Origin of the sequence: Enterococcus sp. 22-H-5-01 (genome assembly GCF_050310005.1) — a bacterium.
Classification (GTDB): domain Bacteria; phylum Bacillota; class Bacilli; order Lactobacillales; family Enterococcaceae; genus Enterococcus_A; species Enterococcus_A hailinensis.
This window is the reverse complement of the sequence record NZ_CP189993.1, coordinates 1,005,936-1,025,000: the sequence shown is the minus strand read 5'-3', so window position 1 is coordinate 1,025,000 and position 19,065 is coordinate 1,005,936. Positions and strand designations below refer to the sequence as shown.

The 19,065-nt window shown below is 37.0% G+C and carries 20 protein-coding genes (1 of these 20 cut by a window edge); 11 read left to right on the top strand and 9 right to left on the bottom strand.

Annotated elements, in window-relative coordinates:
- On the top strand, positions 1 to 151 hold the 3' portion of the coding sequence (locus ACQKTA_RS05290) for a histidine phosphatase family protein (RefSeq protein WP_427814454.1). The gene continues 392 nt to the left of window position 1, outside the view; the window shows 151 of its 543 coding nt (coding positions 393-543); the start codon falls outside the window, past its left edge; the stop codon is at positions 149 to 151.
- 58 nt (positions 152 to 209) lie between these two features.
- Here the strand turns inward: ACQKTA_RS05290 and ACQKTA_RS05285 are convergent, their stop codons facing one another.
- The 3 genes from ACQKTA_RS05285 to ACQKTA_RS05275 all read right to left on the bottom strand — a co-directional run bounded on the left by ACQKTA_RS05285 (position 210) and on the right by ACQKTA_RS05275 (position 2,885).
- Complete coding sequence (locus ACQKTA_RS05285) at positions 210 to 1,115, bottom strand: lactate/malate family dehydrogenase (RefSeq protein ID WP_427814453.1); 906 nt, start codon at positions 1,113 to 1,115, stop codon at positions 210 to 212.
- 85 nt (positions 1,116 to 1,200) lie between these two features.
- The gene (nrdI, locus tag ACQKTA_RS05280; RefSeq protein ID WP_427814452.1) at positions 1,201 to 1,644 is read right to left on the bottom strand and encodes a class Ib ribonucleoside-diphosphate reductase assembly flavoprotein NrdI; all 444 of its coding nucleotides are present in this window, start codon (positions 1,642 to 1,644) and stop codon (positions 1,201 to 1,203) included.
- 89 nt (positions 1,645 to 1,733) lie between these two features.
- Positions 1,734 to 2,885 (bottom strand): hydroxymethylglutaryl-CoA synthase, encoded by a 1,152-nt coding sequence (locus ACQKTA_RS05275; RefSeq protein ID WP_427814451.1) that lies wholly within the window; start codon positions 2,883 to 2,885, stop codon positions 1,734 to 1,736.
- A gap of 224 nt (positions 2,886 to 3,109) precedes the next feature.
- Here ACQKTA_RS05275 and ACQKTA_RS05270 point away from each other — a divergent pair, with 224 nt between their 5' ends.
- The 3 genes from ACQKTA_RS05270 (at position 3,110) to ACQKTA_RS05260 (ending at position 8,546) form a co-directional block, all read left to right on the top strand.
- On the top strand, positions 3,110 to 5,527 hold the full coding sequence (locus ACQKTA_RS05270; RefSeq protein ID WP_427814450.1) for a hydroxymethylglutaryl-CoA reductase, degradative: 2,418 nt from the start codon (positions 3,110 to 3,112) through the stop codon (positions 5,525 to 5,527).
- A 485-nt stretch (positions 5,528 to 6,012) separates the two neighbouring features.
- Positions 6,013 to 8,046, top strand: a complete 2,034-nt coding sequence (locus ACQKTA_RS05265) for an LPXTG cell wall anchor domain-containing protein (RefSeq protein ID WP_427814449.1) — start codon at positions 6,013 to 6,015, stop codon at positions 8,044 to 8,046.
- Between the two features lie 71 nt (positions 8,047 to 8,117).
- Positions 8,118 to 8,546 carry a hypothetical protein gene (locus ACQKTA_RS05260; RefSeq protein ID WP_427814448.1) on the top strand — a complete coding sequence of 143 codons (429 nt, stop codon included), beginning with the start codon at positions 8,118 to 8,120 and terminating at the stop codon, positions 8,544 to 8,546.
- A gap of 38 nt (positions 8,547 to 8,584) precedes the next feature.
- On the opposite strand, the gene ACQKTA_RS05255 is transcribed toward ACQKTA_RS05260, so the two are convergent.
- Positions 8,585 to 9,652 carry an endonuclease/exonuclease/phosphatase family protein gene (locus ACQKTA_RS05255; RefSeq protein ID WP_427814447.1) on the bottom strand — a complete coding sequence of 356 codons (1,068 nt, stop codon included), beginning with the start codon at positions 9,650 to 9,652 and terminating at the stop codon, positions 8,585 to 8,587.
- A 127-nt stretch (positions 9,653 to 9,779) separates the two neighbouring features.
- Between ACQKTA_RS05255 and ACQKTA_RS05250 the strand changes: the two genes are divergently transcribed.
- Complete coding sequence (locus tag ACQKTA_RS05250; protein WP_427814446.1) at positions 9,780 to 10,361, top strand: GNAT family N-acetyltransferase; 582 nt, start codon at positions 9,780 to 9,782, stop codon at positions 10,359 to 10,361.
- Positions 10,362 to 10,393: 32 nt separating this feature from the next.
- Here ACQKTA_RS05250 and ACQKTA_RS05245 read toward each other — a convergent pair whose 3' ends face one another.
- Together ACQKTA_RS05245 and ACQKTA_RS05240 are read right to left on the bottom strand one after the other, a co-directional pair.
- Positions 10,394 to 10,915: an LURP-one-related/scramblase family protein gene (locus tag ACQKTA_RS05245; protein WP_332580315.1), complete on the bottom strand. Its 522-nt coding sequence runs from the start codon at positions 10,913 to 10,915 to the stop codon at positions 10,394 to 10,396.
- 20 nt (positions 10,916 to 10,935) lie between these two features.
- Positions 10,936 to 11,805, bottom strand: coding sequence for a Cof-type HAD-IIB family hydrolase (locus ACQKTA_RS05240; protein ID WP_427814445.1), 870 nt, complete (start codon positions 11,803 to 11,805; stop codon positions 10,936 to 10,938).
- A gap of 178 nt (positions 11,806 to 11,983) precedes the next feature.
- Here ACQKTA_RS05240 and ACQKTA_RS05235 point away from each other — a divergent pair, with 178 nt between their 5' ends.
- The 4 genes from ACQKTA_RS05235 (at position 11,984) to ACQKTA_RS05220 (ending at position 14,942) form a co-directional block, all read left to right on the top strand.
- Complete coding sequence (locus tag ACQKTA_RS05235) at positions 11,984 to 12,664, top strand: uracil-DNA glycosylase (RefSeq protein WP_427814444.1); 681 nt, start codon at positions 11,984 to 11,986, stop codon at positions 12,662 to 12,664.
- Positions 12,665 to 12,823: 159 nt separating this feature from the next.
- Entirely contained in the window at positions 12,824 to 13,804 is a 981-nt protein-coding gene (gene pta / locus ACQKTA_RS05230) for a phosphate acetyltransferase (protein WP_071858568.1), read from the top strand.
- Positions 13,805 to 13,956: 152 nt separating this feature from the next.
- On the top strand, positions 13,957 to 14,421 hold the full coding sequence (tsaE, locus tag ACQKTA_RS05225; protein ID WP_332580312.1) for a tRNA (adenosine(37)-N6)-threonylcarbamoyltransferase complex ATPase subunit type 1 TsaE: 465 nt from the start codon (positions 13,957 to 13,959) through the stop codon (positions 14,419 to 14,421).
- On the top strand, positions 14,421 to 14,942 hold the full coding sequence (locus tag ACQKTA_RS05220; RefSeq protein WP_427814443.1) for an N-acetyltransferase family protein: 522 nt from the start codon (positions 14,421 to 14,423) through the stop codon (positions 14,940 to 14,942). The genes tsaE and ACQKTA_RS05220 overlap by 1 nt, the downstream gene beginning before the upstream one ends.
- Before the next feature lie 37 nt (positions 14,943 to 14,979).
- Here ACQKTA_RS05220 and ACQKTA_RS05215 read toward each other — a convergent pair whose 3' ends face one another.
- Entirely contained in the window at positions 14,980 to 15,513 is a 534-nt protein-coding gene (locus ACQKTA_RS05215) for a 3'-5' exonuclease (RefSeq protein WP_332580310.1), read from the bottom strand.
- A gap of 76 nt (positions 15,514 to 15,589) precedes the next feature.
- Positions 15,590 to 16,345: an exodeoxyribonuclease III gene (locus ACQKTA_RS05210; protein WP_407856255.1), complete on the bottom strand. Its 756-nt coding sequence runs from the start codon at positions 16,343 to 16,345 to the stop codon at positions 15,590 to 15,592.
- Positions 16,346 to 16,496: 151 nt separating this feature from the next.
- Here ACQKTA_RS05210 and ACQKTA_RS05205 point away from each other — a divergent pair, with 151 nt between their 5' ends.
- Positions 16,497 to 17,408, top strand: coding sequence for a Gfo/Idh/MocA family protein (locus ACQKTA_RS05205; RefSeq protein WP_407856256.1), 912 nt, complete (start codon positions 16,497 to 16,499; stop codon positions 17,406 to 17,408).
- Between the two features lie 84 nt (positions 17,409 to 17,492).
- Positions 17,493 to 18,398 (top strand): UDP-N-acetylmuramate dehydrogenase, encoded by a 906-nt coding sequence (murB, locus tag ACQKTA_RS05200; protein ID WP_427814442.1) that lies wholly within the window; start codon positions 17,493 to 17,495, stop codon positions 18,396 to 18,398.
- A gap of 43 nt (positions 18,399 to 18,441) precedes the next feature.
- Here the strand turns inward: murB and ACQKTA_RS05195 are convergent, their stop codons facing one another.
- Entirely contained in the window at positions 18,442 to 19,065 is a 624-nt protein-coding gene (locus ACQKTA_RS05195) for an ECF transporter S component (protein WP_427814441.1), read from the bottom strand.

The following is a 19,065-nucleotide window of genomic DNA, read 5'->3' as shown; positions in this document are numbered from 1 at the left end:
AAAAGAAATTGAAGAGGATCCTGAGAACGTATATTTATTGGTATGTCATAATTCAGTTATCCGAGCTATTAAAAATTATTTTGAACCTTTAAAAAATGAAGAAGTTTTTGAATACCGTACGCCAAATGCCACATTAATAGAATTCAAATAAAAAAAGTCATCCGTAAAAATCTAATTTTTTTACGGATGACTTTTTATTTTTGACTTAGTCAGATAGTAGAATACATTGAATGAATAGTTTCTATCGTATGATGCCATTTTTCTTTTTCTGATTCAGAAAGTGCAAGAGTATAGCTCTCATCAAGGCCATTCTTAGTTATTTTAGCTGGCGAACCAACATAACACTTCTCATCTGGATGATAATGAGTAACAGGAACGATCAGACAGTTATTATTTAAGATAGCTTGAGTAATTTTTGCTGCCTGGATCGCTATGCCGTAAGAAGTATAGCCTTTTCCTTTGAAAGTAACCCAGCCACCGTTACGTGCGTCTGTATCCAATTGTTTTAATACTTGATCATTTAGTAAATCTTTAATTGGGCATCCAGCTATTTGAACAGTAGACCAAGCAACAAACTGACTTTCTCCATGTTCTCCGATGACATAACCAGAAATTGCAGATGGATGGATATTTAAGTGTGTGCTAACTGCATGTTTCATTCGGCTAGTATCTAGAGAAGTTCCCGTACCAAGAACTCGTTCTTTAGGAAATCCAGTTAATTCCTGTAAGTACTGTGTGACAACATCACAAGGATTGGTGATATTTAAAATGATTCCCGAAAAATTAGCAGCTTTAATTTTAGGAGCCCATTCTTCAACAATTTTTTTTGTTAAATTTAATTCCGCGAATCGATCAGGGTTACCTTTAACAAGAGAGATATCCCCAGCTGAAAAGATGATAACGTCAGTATCAGCTAGCTCAGATAAATCGGGAGCAATTATTTTTACTTGATGTTCTTGTTCCATCTGTCCATCAAGTAAATCATTTATTTCAGCTTGAATTAGATCTCTATTTGAATCAAACAGTACTAATTCATCAATAATATTTTTTGAAATCAGGGTATAAGCAGTAGTACTACCGACATGACCTACACCAATAATTGCCACTTTTTTCATTTCAACACGCCTTTCGATGGATAAAAGAGTTTTTTAAAGAATGCGCTAAAAATGATAAAAAGTCAATAAAACAATGAGGGAAAATCTAATTTAAGTTTTTCAATGCTTGATACACTCGTTGACAATCGACTTTAGTTCCACGAAGTTCATAATCAGCAATAAATGGAAATTTAAAAGTTTCACTGTATTGTTTGGCTGTTAAACAGTACTGGTAATTAAAGTTTTTATTGCCACTGCCAACGACACCTAAACAATTTTTGTAATTATCTTCATACTCTAAATAATCTCGCATAGCTTCAGTTAAAATTTCAGTATCCCCATTATCAACCCCATTACCACCTTCGAGATATGTAGGAACAAAAGTGAAAAAAGGGTCATTTTCTATTTCAAAAGGACTATTATCAGAAATTTCTTTTGAAGTTATCAAAGGATTGGTTGCATCCAGTTGATGCTGTTCTTCAGCATAAATAGCTAAATTTTTTACAAAAGCACGAGTATTTCCTGAAATCGATATATATAAAATATTCATGAATAAATTGCCTCCTTTAATAAATGAATTATAGCATGAATAATAATTGAAAAAATATAAAAAAAAGACAGCCGTTAAGCTGTCTTTTTTTACTTGTTATAGTAGCGAATGAAACCTTTTGTTTTATTGATAGCAAAAGGTGTAGCATCATTAAAATGATATTCTTTTTCTTCAACGGGTAATTTCTCACTAAACATTTTTTCATAAGCCTCAATCGTCAATGCTGTCCGATCAGCTAATAAAGCTTTATTTTTTTCAACGTTCAAATAGTCTTGGTAATTTTCCATCAAAGTCATTGAAAAGAATTCACTGACTGCGCCAGAACCGTAGCTGAACAAACCAATCCGATCACCACTCGTTAATTTACTGTTGTCTAATAATGAAATCAGCCCTAAGTAAAGGGAGCCTGTATAAAGATTACCCACTTGACGGCTGTATAAAATTGCTTCATCATAACGTGCTTCGAGTCGTTGTTGTTCGGTTTCATCCATTTCAGGAAAAATCGCACGTAAAGCTTTACGCCCCATCTTTGTATAAGGTAAGTGGAAAGTCAGTGCAGCGTAATCAGAACTTGTCGTATGATTGATTATCTTATTTTGCTCCCAAATACGGGTAAAAGAGTCGATATAGATTTGATTTGATAAATGTCCATCGACTTCAGGATAATCATGTCCAGCAGGTCGCCAAAAATCATAGACATCTTCTGAATAGAAGACACTATCGTCATTGGAGGCTAAAATATGTGGGTCATTTGTCACTAACATAGCCACTGCTCCACAGCCTTGTGTTGGTTCGCCACCAGAATTCAAACCGTATTTGGCAATATCTGTAGCAATAACTAAAACTTTTCTATCTGGATGAAGGGCTACATAGTCATGAGCCTGTTGTAATGCAGCAGTACCTCCGTAACACGCATGCTTGATTTCAAAAGATCGAGCGTAAGGTTGAATAGCTAATAAGTCATGGATGATAGAAGCAGCTGATTTTGAAAAATCGGTGCTAGACTCTGTCCCAACAATCACCATATCGATGCTTTGCTTGTCTTCATCAGTCAATATTTTCGCAGCAGCACTCGCTCCTAGTGTAACGATATCTTGTGTGGCAGGAATGATCGCCATTTGATCTTGTCCTAAGCCAATGTGAAATTTATTAGGATCTGTTTCACGCGCATTGGCTAAATCAGTCATATCTAAAAAATATTCTGGCACGTGAAAACCAATTTTATCAATCCCTATCTTCATATTGCTCCCCCTAAATTCTATTTTAAAATCCATTTTTTATGAATCTTCATTTTCATTTTATACAGTTCTTTCATTTGTACTTTATGTAAATAAAAGATATTTTTATCCCAAAAGTAAATATATCATAGAAAGGTTATAATTAGGTAGTTTGAATCTTAAGAAATTATAAAACTATCTATGCTACACTTATGCGTGATTTTTAATGAAAAATTGGAGGTGCCCCGTTGGAAGAAGTAGTCATTTTAAGTTCAGTTCGAACACCAATCGGCAAATATAAAGGTAAATTAGCTAGTGTTTCAGCTGTAGAACTCGGTACTATTGTAATAGAAGAAGCCATCAAACGTTCGGAGCTAAAACCTGAGCAAGTGGAACAAGTATTTATGGGAAATGTTTTACAGGCTGGAAATGGACAGAATGTTGCTCGTCAGTCGGCTATAAAAGCTGGGGTACCGCAGGAAGTACCAGCAACCACAATCAATGAAGTTTGTGGATCAGGGATGAAATCGATAATCTTCGCGATGCAGCAAATTTTATTGGGGGATGCCAAGGTCGTAGTTGCTGGCGGTACAGAGAATATGTCTCAAGCACCTAAAGTTACAAGTTTTGATTTTTCAACCCAAGAATGGCAAGAACCAAAATCAAGTATGATTTATGATGGCTTGACAGATGCTTTTAGCGGTAAGCACATGGGCTTAACAGCTGAAAAAGTAGCAGTCGAATACAGCGTTACACGTGAGATGCAAGATCAGTATGCATTTGACTCTCAAATGAAAGCAGCAGCAGCTCGTGAAAATGGCAAATTTAATTCTGAGATCGTAGGAGTTCCTCTTAGTGATGGAAGCCTATTTACAGAAGACGAAGGAATTCGTGCGGATACAACGTTAGAAAAAATCAGTTCTCTAAAACCAGCTTTTAAAGAGGACGGTGTCGTCAGTGCGGCGAATGCTTCAACTCTTAATGATGGTGCTTCTGCAGTAGTATTAGCTGCTAAATCTTATGCAATGGAACATGATTTAGATTATTTAGCAGTTATTGAGGGATATAGTGAAGTTGGTATCGATCCTAGTATTATGGGGGTAGCACCAATTTTTGCGATCAACAAATTGCTGGCGAAAACGGATTATTCAATTGAAGATATCGACCTATTTCAAATTAATGAAGCCTTTGCATCAGCCTCAGTCGCTGTTTTGAAGGAGTTAAAACTACCAGCTGAAAAAGTAAATGTCTATGGTGGTGCGATTGCCTTAGGTCATCCGATCGGTGCTAGTGGTACACGCATCGTAACAACGCTATTATCTGAGTTGTATCAAGAAGATAAACAACGCGGTATCGCCAGCTTATGTATCGGCGGAGGGCTGGGTTTAGCATTGATGCTAAAAAAGTCTAAATCTCAAGAAAGAGCAAAAAAAAAATTTTATCAGATGACACAATCTGAACGTTTAGCTAAGTTAGTCAAAGAAAATCGCCTCTCAGCAAAAGAGGCAGCACAACTGAGTATGGATACAGTGCTACCTGCTAAAATAGCGAATAATTTAATTGAGAATCAAATCAGCGAATGCTCTATACCATTGGGTTTAGCACAAAATTTTATTATTAATGGAAACCCAAAACTTATCCCAATGGCAACGGAAGAACCTTCTGTAATCGCAGCAGCAAGCAATGCGGGCAAAATCGTTGCAGCTGCCGGCGGTTTCAAGACTAGAGTAGTCAATCAAGAAATGATCGGTCAAATCGTTTTACGAAATGTCGCAGAAGCAGATTACTATCGTCAACTAATTTTAAAAAATGAAAAAGAGCTGTTTGAGGTAGCTGAAGAAAGCTATCCATCGATATATCGGCGTGGTGGTGGACTACGGTCTTTAGCCATTAGAAATTTTGAAAAAGGCTATTTATCGATTGATTTATCTGTTGCCACCTTAGATGCGATGGGTGCCAATATTCTAAATACGATCCTCGAAGCGGTAGCCCGAAAAATTCAACAGATGTTACCAGATGCAGAAGTTTTGTTTAGTATTTTAAGTAACTATGCTACGGAATCAATAGTAGAAGCTACATGTGAGATTCCACTGGATGTTATTGGAGAAAATGTTGCAGAAAAGATTGTTGCAGCTAGCGAGTTTAGTAAATTAGATCCTTATCGTGCGGCAACACACAACAAAGGAATCATGAATGGAATTGATGCTGTCGTATTAGCAACTGGAAATGATACGCGAGCAGTAGCGGCAGCTGTCCATGCTTATGCAGCGCGTAACGGCCACTATCAAGGATTGACTGAGTGGTGGATAGAAGGAACAAGATTGTATGGCAAGTTAGCTATTCCTATGAAAGTCGGAATCGTAGGCGGCGCAACAAAAGTCTTGCCTAAAGCTCAAACGAGTTTGAAACTGCTAGATATAAATAGTGCAGCTGAACTGAGTGAAATCATTGTTGCTGTTGGATTAGCTCAAAATTTAGCAGCAGTGAGAGCTTTAGTGACAGATGGTATTCAAAAGGGTCATATGGCGATGCAAAGTCGTTCACTAGCAATTACTGCTGGTGCTAAGGAAAACGAGATCGCTGAGGTCTCAAAGGCTTTAAGAAGTGCCAAGCAAATGAATTTAGCTGAAGCAGAAATGATTATAAAAAATATTCGACAAGGATAATTAAAAAGTAGGTAGGATCTGTTTTTAGATCGTTCCTACTTTTTTTGTATGCAAACATTCAAATAATTTATAAAAAATAAAAAAATTCTATTTATGGTTTTCAGAAAAAATAAGATTGGTATATCTCCATATTTTTATTTGTTTATTAATTTTAATCTCTCGTTATTTTTGTTATCTTATTTAATTTTATTATTGAAGAATAAATATTTAATTTGATTAATAATGCCAATAAATAAAGGTATTTAGTTTTGAAAAATAAATTTAAAAAGAGAACTTTATTAAGTAATGTAAAGATGATATAATCCATAGTGTTATTAAAAGGGTTGTTTTATTTTTTTAGATGGTCGATTTTATACAGAATTGGTAGGGATTGAAAATAGTCATTTCAAATGTATGGTTGACAACTGTTGAAGGGGTATGAAACCAATAATTTTGAAGACTATTGGGCAAGTGATGTTGGAGTTTAAAAAAAGGAGAGATAAAATTTGAAGAAAAAAGTTTTTTTACAATCATTAGTTGTTTCAGCAACATTAAGTTCTATGGCAGCGGCACCATTAACTATACAGGCAAAAGAGGTTTCCCCGATTAAAGTAACGCAAAAAATGAAAACGCTTATTTACGTATATGATGAAAAGAAATACATGGAATTGGAAAATGCAGCAATTGCTGCTATTCAACAAGCAAAAGAAGAGTTGGCAGCCGTAAAAGACAAAGTAGTGAAATTAAAAGCGGCAGAAAAACAAGCCATCAAGGATGCGAAAGAAAAAATTCGCGCATTGAAAGTAGAATTAGCAGCAGCAAAAGAAAGGATTCCAGAGCTTTCCGCAGCGCTAGAAACGGAAAAACAAACCTTAGCAACAGCGCAAAAATCGCATGATGATAAGGTGCGAATGGCCGAAAACGAATTAAAAGTTATTGCAGAAAAAATTGCAGAAAAACAAGCTGCAGTCGATGATGCAAAATCAGCCTTAGAAAAAGCTCAAGATGATTTTGCAAAAAAACAAGCTAAACATGATGAACTAGTAGCAAAAAAACAAAAAGAGATCGAAGATGCAAATGCCAAAGTTCAAGCTGCAGAGGAAGCACATCAACAAGCGGTGGCTGAATTTTATGAATCAGAAAGACTGATTCAAGAAGCAGAAGTCAATCTACAAAGAGTTATACAAACTATCAATGCTCAAGATGGAATAATTGCGGATGCAAATGCAACAAAAGACACGGCAGCAGCGGCAGTAGATGCAGCTCTTGTAGCGTTTGAAGATGCACAAACAATAGCTGATGATGCCCAATCAGCAGCACAAAGGGCACAACAAGTTTACGATGCGTTACTAGCGTATGTCACTCCGGAAATTAATGCACTTGAAGAATCTAAGTCGCAAGTAACACAAAAAATTACAGAATTGACAGCTGAATTAACTGGAATGACCCCGGGTGATCCGAATTATTCAGCTAAACGAGCTGAATTAGATAATGCTCACAACGAGTTAGAACTTATCAATTATCGTTTAATGACATTTAATACGGCGATTTCTACCGAAAATGATCGAAACGCTGCTGCTCAAGCTGCTGCTGCAACTGCGGAGGCAGCCAAAATCAGTGCGGAAAATGATTATCAACAAAAAATAGCTGAAAAACAAACGACCGATCAGGCTATGAATGAAAAAATTGCTCAAGCTCAAGCAATTAAAGATCAAGCAAACCAGCTGATTGAAGAAGCTGAACAGTTACGTGAAGCGGCTTATGCGAACCAAGTAGCAAAAATTGCCGATATGAATGAAGCTCAGGATGTATTAGAACAAGCACGTCAAAATCAAGTAGCTGTTACAGCAGAAGCAGAAGCAGAAACAGCAATCGAAGAAAGTTCTGAAGGATTAGCCAACTTACAAACTACAATTGATGAAGCACAAGCAAAAGTAGGAGTCAAAGAAGCAGAATTAACAGAAGCAAATGCCGAGATTGAAAGAATTGAAAAAGAAATCAAAGAAATCAAAGAAAACTTAGTAGCTTTGAAAGAAGAAATTACCGAAGCTAAAACAGCAATCAAAGAAAAGACAATGGAGTTAGAAGCGGCAATCGATTACTTAGCAGGTTTGAAAGTAGGCTTCAATGATATCAAATTGACCCAGCAAAAGAATCCAAATATCGGTAAAAGCGAAAGTTACCAACAAGGTTATGAAGTAGGATTCGCATTAGGAACGACAGAAGAACCAAAAGAGGAACCAAAAGAGGAACCAAAAGAAGGAACTACAACGGAAAACAAAGATTCTAATAAAGGAACAACTATCGTGACACAGAATAATAATCAAAATACTGGTAAGGGTAACAGCAATTCAAGTAGTGGTACGGTAGCAACAATTGCTAAAAATAGCTATATCAAAGAATATAAAAAAGTAAAGGCTGATTCGACAAAAGAGCTGCCCCAGACTGGTGAAGCAGAGAGTCTAGCAGCGACCTTAATGGGTATGGGGTTGATCGGACTTTCAGGTGCTGCCTTATTGAAGAAAAAATATTCTATTTAGGATAAAAATAATCACTGAGGCAGATTGCTTCAGTGATTGCTTTTTTATGAAAAGGAAATGTGACTAAGACAATGAAACAATCTCCTGAGCAAATCAAAACGGAAGATCAGTTGTTCATGAAGAAAATTCAAGCAAGGATCAATCTAAAAATAGCAGAATTAATCTATAGTACGGAAGAGACGAAAGAAATTTATCGTCAAAAAGTAGTTGAAAGTGATTCCTATTCAGAATTAGATGAGCTAGTCAGAATAATTGATGATGGTGAATATCAATTACAAATAATCCAACAAAAATTATTTGAACAGTTGCGCTCTTATATCTGGAAAATTCATGAGCTAGATTATTTACCGTTAAAAGAAAAAGCATTTTGGACAGAACAATTGATCAAAGCAGAATTAGCTGAAGAAATGACAACTGTTTACTGCAAAGCTTTAGATGCAGAGAGAGCCGCAAAAAACAGTCGGACAAATGGCTGGACGATCATTCGGGATAATCAGTAAAAAGGACATTCATTAATTTTGAATGCCCTTTTTTATTATTATTTAAGACTAAAATCTAAGTAGATCGGATTATGATCAGAGTAACGAAACTCCATATTTTTTACATGGATATCATCAACTGTGATATTGTCAGAAAGAATGAAACCGTCGATCAAAGTGGTCATCGTTTTGCCTTTTTGATAAGGCTCATTTAGGGCACGTGCTGAGGGGATTTTTTCCTCTGCCAAGTTTCCTACCGGGATTTGAAAACCGTCAGGTAATTCCTCTTTAGGAAAAGGATGTGTCCAAGTCTCTCTTTTTTTACTTGTATGAAAAACATCAGGGCTATTGCCTAATACGTCATGGTTATAGTCTCCAGCAACCATCACATAATTGCCTTTTTTGTATTCTGATTCCATCACAGCAAAGATTTTTTTCAACTGAGCTGTTTGGATAGAACGATCTTTCGTAAATGCAGATAAGTGCGTATTGATTGCAATAAATTCACGACCATTAGCAACAGGTATTCGGCTTACTGTGAAGGCCCGGTCTAAATCAAAGAATTTATTGAAATTTGTTTCAATAGGTAAAGAGTATCTCTGACTGCTAGTGATTTTCGCTTTACTAAGAGTGACTAATCCGGAAGAAGCTTTGCCGATGGGTTGGTCAAAGGGATAGAATAAATAGGCAGAATCATAATTTTGTCCATATAAACTATTGTAACTGTTTAAATGCGTTTTTAACCACGCAACTTCGTCAACATGTTGTGAACGGTCGCCATCTTGATCTACTTCTTGATAAAAAGCGAGCGTCGGGTCAAGTTCCTTCGTTGTTTTGACGATTCCTTGCATGTTTTCTTTCACAGTTTTTTGATCGTAAGCTCGAGAATAGTCGCCGCCATCCATAAAGAAACTGTAACTTGGTGGATAAGAGCCATAACCGATATTATGACTCATTGCTCGATATTTTTTTTGTGTTTTTAAAGTTGTTTGATTTTGATTTTCGGGTTTCAGAGTCAAATCATCGGGCAAACGATCGTAACTGATAAATAGATAGAGCAAGTAGCCGCCCACGATTAAAACGACTACCAATAAACAGGTGAGAATAATCTTTAGTCCTTTTTTCATTTTCTTTCCTCCCAAAAGTATCATAGCAAATCTTATCTAAATTATATAGTCAGGTGACTTTCATAAAAATAATTCTCGTGTTACACTATAAAATAGATATTAATGTTATTAAAAGAGAGGCATTCAAATGATTAGATTTGCAAAAAAAGATGATGGCGCAGCAGTAGCTAAGTTAGTATTGGTTATTTTAAAAGATATGGAATTAGATTTCTTAGATGAATTCGGAGAAGAAAAAGCATTAGAAGTGATTGCTGCCTGTGTGGCTGATCCAACATATCGCTATGGCTATGCTCGTGGACTAGTAGAAGAAATTGATGGAGAAATCGCAGGGGCCGTGTTTGGCTATCCCGCAACACAAGAACCGATCATTGATTTGCCATTGGAAAAATACTTGGCTGCTCAAGGATTAGATGAAAATATCAAAATGTTTATTGATCCGGAAGCATTCCCGAATGAATGGTATTTAGATTCGATTGCAGTAGATGAAAGATTCCGCGGTCAAGGAATTGGTTCGAAATTATTGACAGCAGTGGATCGCTTAGCAACACATGAAGGACAAGAAACGATCGGGTTGAACGTTGATCGTGGAAATCCTAATGCTAAACGTTTGTATTTACGTGATGGATTTAAAGATGTGGGCGAAATAACGATCAGCGGGCATTTGTATGATCACATGCAACGTAAAGTAAAACCTCGAGATCGTAGTTAAAAAAACAGCAAAGCCAATTTGGCTTTGCTGTTTTAATTTTGAGAAAAAGTTACTTCAAAAGTAGGTTCATTTTCTGTTTGCTTATTACGATTGTAAAGCCAATAATCCATGACGGCCGCTACACAAATAGCAACGGGCGCATCTGATGGATTTGCGATGTCTAATACATAATAATCACCTGTTAGTAAGGTGGCTTTATCCATCGTCATGACATTTTGATTGAAATGGTTGATTTTGTATTTGTGGTTATAAATATCTCCATAGACAGCCCAATGCAGCTGTTTGATATAATAAAAATCTCCAGGCCAATGAAAAATTTTATGCAAAATGCCTACTCTTGTCTGTTCATAATAGATCTCAAATTTACGTCCTAAAATAACGCTAGCTTGTTTAATATACGCAACGATCTGCCCATCCATTGCATAAAGCGATAAGACATTTCCTTTGCGTCCCCAGTGACCGACCATCAGATATAAAGGCTTGCCTTTATTGTCCTTGACGATAGTTCGAGTTACCGAGCTTAGTTGTTTCTCTTGAATAAAAAATTCGGTCATTCTTGATTCACACCTTCTAATTATAGCTCTTCAGAAAGGACCCGTTCAATTGCCGTGGCTACACCATTGTCTTCGTTTGTATCAGTGACATGTTTTGCGACTTGTTTGATTTCATCAACTGCATTGCCCATAGCGAAACTTTCGCCTGCATAACTTAACATTGTCAAATCATTAAAATTATCTCCAACTGCCATGACTTGCTCAGCAGTAAAACCACGTTGTTCAGCAAATTGTTTCAAAGCGATACCTTTTTGAGCATCTTCTTGGTTGATTTCGATATTTGTCAACTCAGAAGCCGCAATCGCTAAGTTGCCAATTTTTTCTAACTCTAAAGTTGCTGCTTTAAGCGTATCAGGTCCATGTTTATCGAAGGCAATAATTTTTAACACTTCTTCATCCGTTTCTTTCAAGACTTGACGGATATTGTCTACATACGTTAATGGCGTTAATGCTAAATGTTCAGAGGAAACTGCAATTGCCATTTTTTTGGATAATCCAGGAACCTTTTTTAGCAAGTGTCCTGAGATAAAATCGATTCGTTCCGGCTGGTTCTCAGAATAGACATGCTCGGCAGTAAAAACTTCGTAATAAAGATCTGCACGATCTAGAGCATCTAAAACAGCATTTGTCCGTTCTTTACCAATGGGAATCGTAAAAATCGTTTCACGTTGAGCATTAACTACTTGAGCGCCATTTAAGAGAATCATCGGCACATGGATATTGGCACGATCCAAGGAGATGATAGCGTGGCTGACACCACGTCCAGTAGCGGTAATAAATTCGATTCCTTGTGCTTGAGCTTTTTGAATGGCTTCGATATTTTTAGTCGAAACTTGTAATTGATCGTTTAACAGAGTACCGTCCATATCAGAGGCAATGAGTTTTATCAAAATTATTCACCTAGCTTTCTTATCAGTCATAGTTAGTGTACCATATTCTCAAAGCGGAAAACGACTTCGTTTTGATTCTTTATAAAGAATTAGGCACGTGTCAGTCTACTTTTAAAATAACTGTACTGATAATGTTAAAAACGATCATTATCGAGCAAAAAGAATAGGAGTGTGCAAGATGAAGGAAATCATCCATAATGATTGGCAAAATGTTCTGGCTGACCAATTTCAAGCACCATATTATTTACAATTACGAGAATTCTTAAAACAAGAATACCAAACTCAAAAGATCCATCCTGATATGTATCATATTTTTGAAGCCCTCGAATTAACACCTTACAGTGATGTGAAAGTAGTTATTTTAGGTCAAGATCCTTATCATGGAGTAAATCAAGCGCACGGCTTATCTTTTTCAGTTCAACCAGGAGTTAAAATACCGCCATCACTAAGAAATATCTATAAAGAATTAGAGAGTGATCTAGATATACCAGCAGTTCGACATGGGAATTTAATCAGTTGGGCAAGGCAAGGTGTACTGTTATTGAATACCGTTTTGACTGTACGGGAAGGTCAAGCGTATTCTCATCGAGGAAAAGGATGGGAACAACTAACGGATGTAATTATCCAACGCTTGAATGAACGGGAAAAACCGATTGTTTTTATTTTGTGGGGGAAACCCGCGCAAGAAAAAATAAAAATGATCGATATGACTAAGCATGCGATCATCAAGTCCGTTCACCCATCACCATTGTCTGCACATCGAGGCTTTTTTGGAACAAAACCTTTTTCACAAACAAACAAGTTTTTAACTGAATGGGGTGAGAAACCCATTGATTGGCAGTTACCTGAAACAGTTTAAAGTGATACCGGTTTCTGTTATATAGACATTTTATAAAAACATCTTTTATCTTTAGTTATTAGATTTTAATTAGTAGTACAGAGTTTTTACTCTGTCCTTTTCTTTTGACTTGAATTGTTGTATGATTAATAGGAAATAAATATCTGGAGGGTTTTAATCGTGGAATTATTTGATAGTTTGAAATTTAAGATTATTCGTCGCAACATCAAAGTGGCATTTCCTGAAGCAACAGATGCTCGTATTTTAGGTGCCGCTTCTCGCTTAAAAGCAGAAGAATTAGTTGAACCAGTCCTAATCGGCAATTTAGCTGAAATTGAAAAAGCTGCGGGTGCTCGTGGAATCGCTTTAGATAACTTCACGATCATTGACCCAGATCATTTTGATCGCTGGGATGAAATGGTAGAAGTATTTGTTGAACGCCGTAAAGGCAAAGTCAGCAAAGAGGATGCTGAAAAGATTCTTAAGGACGAAAATTATTTTGGTACGATGCTTACTTATATGGGAATCACAGAAGGTATGGTCTCTGGTGCTATTCATTCGACAGGCGATACTGTTCGTCCAGCGTTACAAATCATTAAAACAAAACCAGGTGTTAGCCGTACGAGTGGTGCTTTCCTAATGGTACGTGGTCGAGATCAAGAAAAATATTTATTCTCGGATTGTGCGATCAATGTAAATCCAAATGCGCAAGAGCTAGCTGAAATTGCAGTCGAATCAGCAAAAACAGCTGAACTATTTGATATTGAGCCTAAAGTGGCGATGATGAGTTTTTCAACGAAAGGGTCTGCGAAAGCGCCTGAAGTAGAAAAAGTCGCTGAAGCAACTAAAATTGCACAAGACTTAGCACCTGAATACTTAATCGATGGTGAACTACAATTTGATGCAGCTTATATCCCTGGCGTTGCCCAATTAAAAGCACCAGAATCAAAAGTAGCCGGACAAGCAACTGTCTTTGTCTTCCCAGAATTACAATCAGGAAATATTGGTTATAAGATCGCTCAACGTTTTGGTGGATTTGAAGCTATCGGACCAGTTCTACAAGGATTGAATAAACCAGTTTCGGACCTTTCTCGTGGCTGTAACGAAGAAGATGTCTATAAGTTATCAATCATCACTGCAGCTCAGACATTGATGAATTAATCATTGGAATCTCAAGAGCTATCCTCGAGGTAGCTCTTTTTCTTTTGTCTCAAATTTAAACATGAAGGCACAAAAGGATCGAGGCATGTTTTTCTTTTCTCTATGGAGACAAATCGTTATACTTAGTGAGTAATAGAAAAAGGGGGAGACACGTGATAACGTTAGTCGATACAACAGCAACTGAAAAATTAGGAAAAATCATTGGTGCTGTCGCTAAGCCAAGTGATAATTTAGTTTTAACCGGCGATTTAGGTGCAGGAAAAACAACTTTGACTAAAGGCATTGCCCTAGGTATGGAGATCGATCAAATGATCAAAAGTCCTACCTATACGATTATTCGTGAATACCAACAAGGCCGGATGCCTCTTTATCATATGGATGTTTATCGTATTGAATCAGGTGCAGATGATTTAGGATTAGATGACTATTTTGAAGGTGAGGGTCTTTCGGTGATCGAATGGGGACAACAATTGGGAGAATTTTTACCAGAAGATTATCTTGAATTGATCTTATCAAAAGATGACCAAGATGAAACAATGCGACGAGTAGAATTATTAGCTCAAGGGAAACGAGCTGAACATTTCCAAGCAAGAATTTTAGCAGCGTGGGAAAGCTGATGAGTGAAGTAGAGATCACTTTAAGAGAAGCAATTCCTGATGATGCAGCAGAAATACAAAAAGTCAGTCGTCAAATTGCAAAAGAAACCGAATTTTTAATCATGGATGAAACTGGATTAGGTTTGACAGAAGAATTACTACAGCTGCAATTAGCCGATTTATATGAAAGTGAAAATAATATACTACTGTTAGCACTAGCTGATGAGCAAATTGTCGGGATGTCCTCTATCAAAGCAGGAGCAGAAAAAATTATTGCTCATATCGGCGAAATCGGAATTAGCGTATTAAAAGAATTTTGGGGAATTGGTTTAGGAACAGCTCTATTAGATGAATTGATCTATTGGAGCGAAGAACAATCACCCTTACGTCGTTTAGAATTAACAGTCCAAAAAAGAAATGAACGAGCTGTTCATTTGTATCAAAAATTTGGATTTGAAACTGAAGCAGTGATGAAACGCGGAGCATGTGATCAGCAAGGAAATTATATTGATGTATTATTAATGAGCAAATTGATCGATTAAAAAAGCGAAGCAGTCTGCTTCGCTTAAGAATAAACCTTTACATGGGCAAGACTAATTTTTTTAATGGGTCGACGCCAAAATGATTCTCTTGATAGAGTAGGATTTTGGCACAAGCTCGACTATCTTCCAAAGCATCATGATGGTTTTCTAAAGGAATCGCGAGTTTTTCACAGACCGTATTTAACCGATGATTGGCCATTTCAGGGAACAAGCGTCTACTGGTTCGAACGGTACAAAGTGAAAGGTAAGAAGGCTGTTCTAGCTGATAATAATCAAGACAGCCTGCCAATACTTTGGTATCAAAACCGGCATTGTGAGCAACAATCAACCGATTTTCTTGATAATATTGTTTGATTTCTTGCCAAACTTCAGGAAATTTTGGTGCCTTTGCTACGTCCTCTGGATGAATACCGTGAATTTGGATGTTTTTCCAGAAAAAATCTGTTTCCGGTTTGATCAAAGAATAGTATTCACCAACGATCTGGCTGTTTTTTACCATTACTAATGCTAATGAACAAGCGCTGTGGGATTGATAGTTCGCTGTTTCAAAGTCCATTGCAATAAAGTTCAATCGTTTCACCTCTTTGCCATTATTTTGGCATAATTTGTTTAACGGCAAAAGACTAGTCAGAAAAACTTGAGAAATTTTAAAGATTGATCGTTAGTTCAACTGGACAATGGTCGCTGCCGATGATCTCTGTATGGATTTTGGCATCTTGCAGTTGATCTTTTAGATTATCCGAGACAACGAAGTAATCGATCCGCCAACCGGCATTATTTTTACGGGCGTTGAAACGGTAGCTCCACCATGAGTAAATACCTTCTTGCTCAGGATAAAAGTAACGGAACGTATCAAGATAGCCACTTTCTAATAAGGTACTGAATTTTTCACGTTCTTGGGGTGTAAAACCAGCATTTTTTTGATTGGTTTTCCAGTTTTTTAAATCAATCTTTTCATGTGCGACATTCAAGTCACCACAGAAAATGACCGATTTCTTTTCTTTTAGTTGATTGAGATAGGTTAGAAAAGCTTCTTCCCATGTCATCCGATAATCTAAACGTTTCAATTCACTTTGTGAGTTGGGCGTATAACAAGTAATGACATAGTATTCAGGATATTCTAAGGTGATGAGACGACCTTCTTGATCATGTTCTGCAATACCTAGGCCATAATTTACGCTGATCGGTTCATGCTTGGTAAAGATTGCAGTTCCAGAATAACCTTTTTTTTCGGCATAATTCCAATATTGATAATAACCAGGCAAGTCCATTTCGATTTGGCCTGCTTGAAGTTTTGTCTCTTGCAAGCAAAAGAAATCAGCCTCTAATTCGTTAAAAACTTCCATAAAATTTTTTTTCATAACAGCACGTAGACCGTTGACGTTCCAAGAAATTAATTTCAATGTTTTTTCCTCCATTTTTCAAATGAATACGTTTAATTGCTTCAATTGTAACGAAAAAAAGTCAGAAAGCAAAGAAACATTGCTTTGACTACCTAGAGTTGAGATGAAAGTAGTATACAACTAAATAAAATGATAGAAGGAGTTTTTAGATATGAAAGTTGGCGTTATTGGCATTGGTGGGATTGCTCAAAAAGCCTATTTACCGACCTATGCAAAATCAAGAGAGAAAACGACCTTTATTTTTGCGACGCGCAATGAAGCAGTAAGGAAAGAAATTTCCCAAAAGTATCATTTTGAAGAAACAGTTTCAACAATTGATGAATTGATCGCACAAAACATCGAAGCTTGTTTTATTCACGTAGCGACTAAAGTTCATTTTGAGATTGCTAAAAAATGCTTAGAAGCAGGAGTAGCAGTCTTTATGGACAAGCCCGTCAGCGAAAATTTTGCCGAAGTTCGTCAATTACATGAATTAGCAAACGAAAAAAAAATCTTATTCATGGTTGGCTTTAATCGTCGTTTTGCTCCCATGGTTGAGCAATTGAAACAGCTACCGCAAAAACGAGTGATCCATCTAGAAAAGAATGAACCGAATCATGCGATGGCGACACAATACGGTATCTACGATTTGTTTATTCATTTAGTAGACACGGCTGTTTATTTGTTGGATGATGAAATTTTATCCGTCCAATCAAAGATTCGCGAAGAGGCTGGATTAATGACATACGCGCAGATGCAATTGTCCACAGCTACTAGTGAATGCTTGTTATCGATGGATCTGATGAGCGGCGGAAAAATGGAACGTTACCAAGTAAGTTCCGCAGAACAAACAATGATTTTGGACCAATTAACCGATCTAACGATTAAAAAAGGGCAGATGGCCGAAATACAAAAATTCGGAGATTGGACGACAACTTTAGAAAAACGCGGGTTTGAACAATTAGTTACACATTTTTTAGCAGCACTTGATGGCGCTGACAATGATCTACGTCAAAAGAATATTCTATTGAGTCATGAATTGTGTGAGAAAATGTTAGAGCAGCATCTACGACATGTATTATAAAGGGTGGTAAGTTTTTTTTGAGCGTGCTAAAATAGCAAAGACGTTTGAAAATTTACCCGTATTGAACGAGAGAGGCTTATCAAAGTGAAAATAACTAAGTTAACAGAAACATTACCTAATTTGAAAATCCTTTTGGATGAACCTTTAATGAATTATACTTTTACTAAAACTGGCGGGCCCGTTGACGCTTTAGCTTTTCCTACTGATAACCAAGAAGTTAAAGAATTAGTTGATTTTTGTCGCGAAAATGATCTTCCTTGGATCGTACTAGGAAATTCAAGCAATTTGATCGTAAAAGATGGTGGTATCCGCGGTGTGGTGATCATGTTGACCGACATGACCACGATCCGTGTTGACGAAACAAAAATCACTGCGCAAGCTGGCGCAAAATTAATCGATACAACATATGTTGCCTTGGACCATTCATTGACCGGCTTTGAATTTGCTTGTGGTATTCCAGGAAGTATCGGAGGGGCAGTCTTTATGAATGCTGGTGCTTACGATGGTCAACTAGAAGATGTTTTTGAATCGGTTGATGTTTTATTAGCAGGTGGAAATTTTGAAACTTGGACCAAAGAAAAAATGAATTTTGCTTATCGTCATTCAGCGATTCAAGAACAGCCAGCGATCGTTTTGAGTGCCACGTTCAATTTAGCTCACGGTGATCATGCTCAGATCGAAAAACGGATGGCGGAATTGACAGAATTAAGAGAATTGAAGCAACCATTAGAATATCCATCATGTGGGAGTGTCTTTAAACGTCCCGTCGGTCATTTTACTGGTAAATTGATTCAAGATGCTGGATTGCAAGGATTGATTTGGGGCGGTGCGCAAATATCAGAAAAACATGCCGGATTTATTGTAAATATCAATCATGCAACAGCTACTGACTATTTAGAACTGATCGCTCATATCCAAAAAACAATCAAAGAAAAATTTGATGTAGCCTTAGAAACGGAAGTCCGTATTTTAGGGGAAGAACCAAAATAAAAAATGCTTGATAGGAATCGTGTGATTCTTATCAAGCATTTTTTTATTTTTTCATCAAACGAAGCAAGACGGTACAAACAGCCATTGTTGCTATTCCGGCTACGGCAGCTTCGACTAATCCACTACCGAAAATAATTCCTAGAATAACACTATATACGGCATTAGCGGCAACCTGTAATACATCTGCGTAGCTATCTTTAAAGAAAATAAAAATTAGATTCATGACTAAAATCGTGTTAGTCAATGAGCCGGCCATACCAGCTATAAAAAGACTAACTGGGATCGCTTTTTCTTTTAATAGTTTACGCAGTCCTTTATAAACATAATAAGGAACCACACCAATCAAGATTCTAGGAATGATCGCGATGATCACTGCACGCCAGTCGCCATGATTGGTTAACGGATTGGCGATAAATGGCGAGAAGACAAAGGACATTGGTGTGATAATGACCGTCGAGCGAATCATACTGATCACGCCAAAGATAGTGCCTAGACCTGCTCCGATACGAGGACCCAAAATGATCGAAGCAATAATCACGGGAATATGCATCGTTGTTGCATTGATCGGTCCGATCGGTATAAAACCAAGCGGTGTTGCAGCTAATAAGATCATGATTGCTAAAAACATCGCGGTTAATGTAAAACTTCTAACATTTGTCTGTTTCAT

Excerpts from the sequence above, each read along its gene's own strand:
- ACQKTA_RS05285 (WP_427814453.1), bottom strand. The coding sequence starts at position 1,115 with ATGAAAAAAGTGGCAATTATTGGTGTAGGTCATGTCGGTAGTACTACT.
- nrdI (WP_427814452.1), bottom strand. The coding sequence starts at position 1,644 with ATGAATATTTTATATATATCGATTTCAGGAAATACTCGTGCTTTTGTA.
- ACQKTA_RS05275 (WP_427814451.1), bottom strand. The coding sequence starts at position 2,885 with ATGAAGATAGGGATTGATAAAATTGGTTTTCACGTGCCAGAATATTTT.
- ACQKTA_RS05260 (WP_427814448.1), top strand. The coding sequence starts at position 8,118 with ATGAAACAATCTCCTGAGCAAATCAAAACGGAAGATCAGTTGTTCATG.
- ACQKTA_RS05255 (WP_427814447.1), bottom strand. The coding sequence starts at position 9,652 with ATGAAAAAAGGACTAAAGATTATTCTCACCTGTTTATTGGTAGTCGTT.
- ACQKTA_RS05250 (WP_427814446.1), top strand. The coding sequence starts at position 9,780 with ATGATTAGATTTGCAAAAAAAGATGATGGCGCAGCAGTAGCTAAGTTA.
- ACQKTA_RS05245 (WP_332580315.1), bottom strand. The coding sequence starts at position 10,915 with ATGACCGAATTTTTTATTCAAGAGAAACAACTAAGCTCGGTAACTCGA.
- ACQKTA_RS05235 (WP_427814444.1), top strand. The coding sequence starts at position 11,984 with ATGAAGGAAATCATCCATAATGATTGGCAAAATGTTCTGGCTGACCAA.
- ACQKTA_RS05220 (WP_427814443.1), top strand. The coding sequence starts at position 14,421 with ATGAGTGAAGTAGAGATCACTTTAAGAGAAGCAATTCCTGATGATGCA.
- ACQKTA_RS05205 (WP_407856256.1), top strand. The coding sequence starts at position 16,497 with ATGAAAGTTGGCGTTATTGGCATTGGTGGGATTGCTCAAAAAGCCTAT.
- ACQKTA_RS05195 (WP_427814441.1), bottom strand. The coding sequence starts at position 19,065 with ATGAAACAGACAAATGTTAGAAGTTTTACATTAACCGCGATGTTTTTA.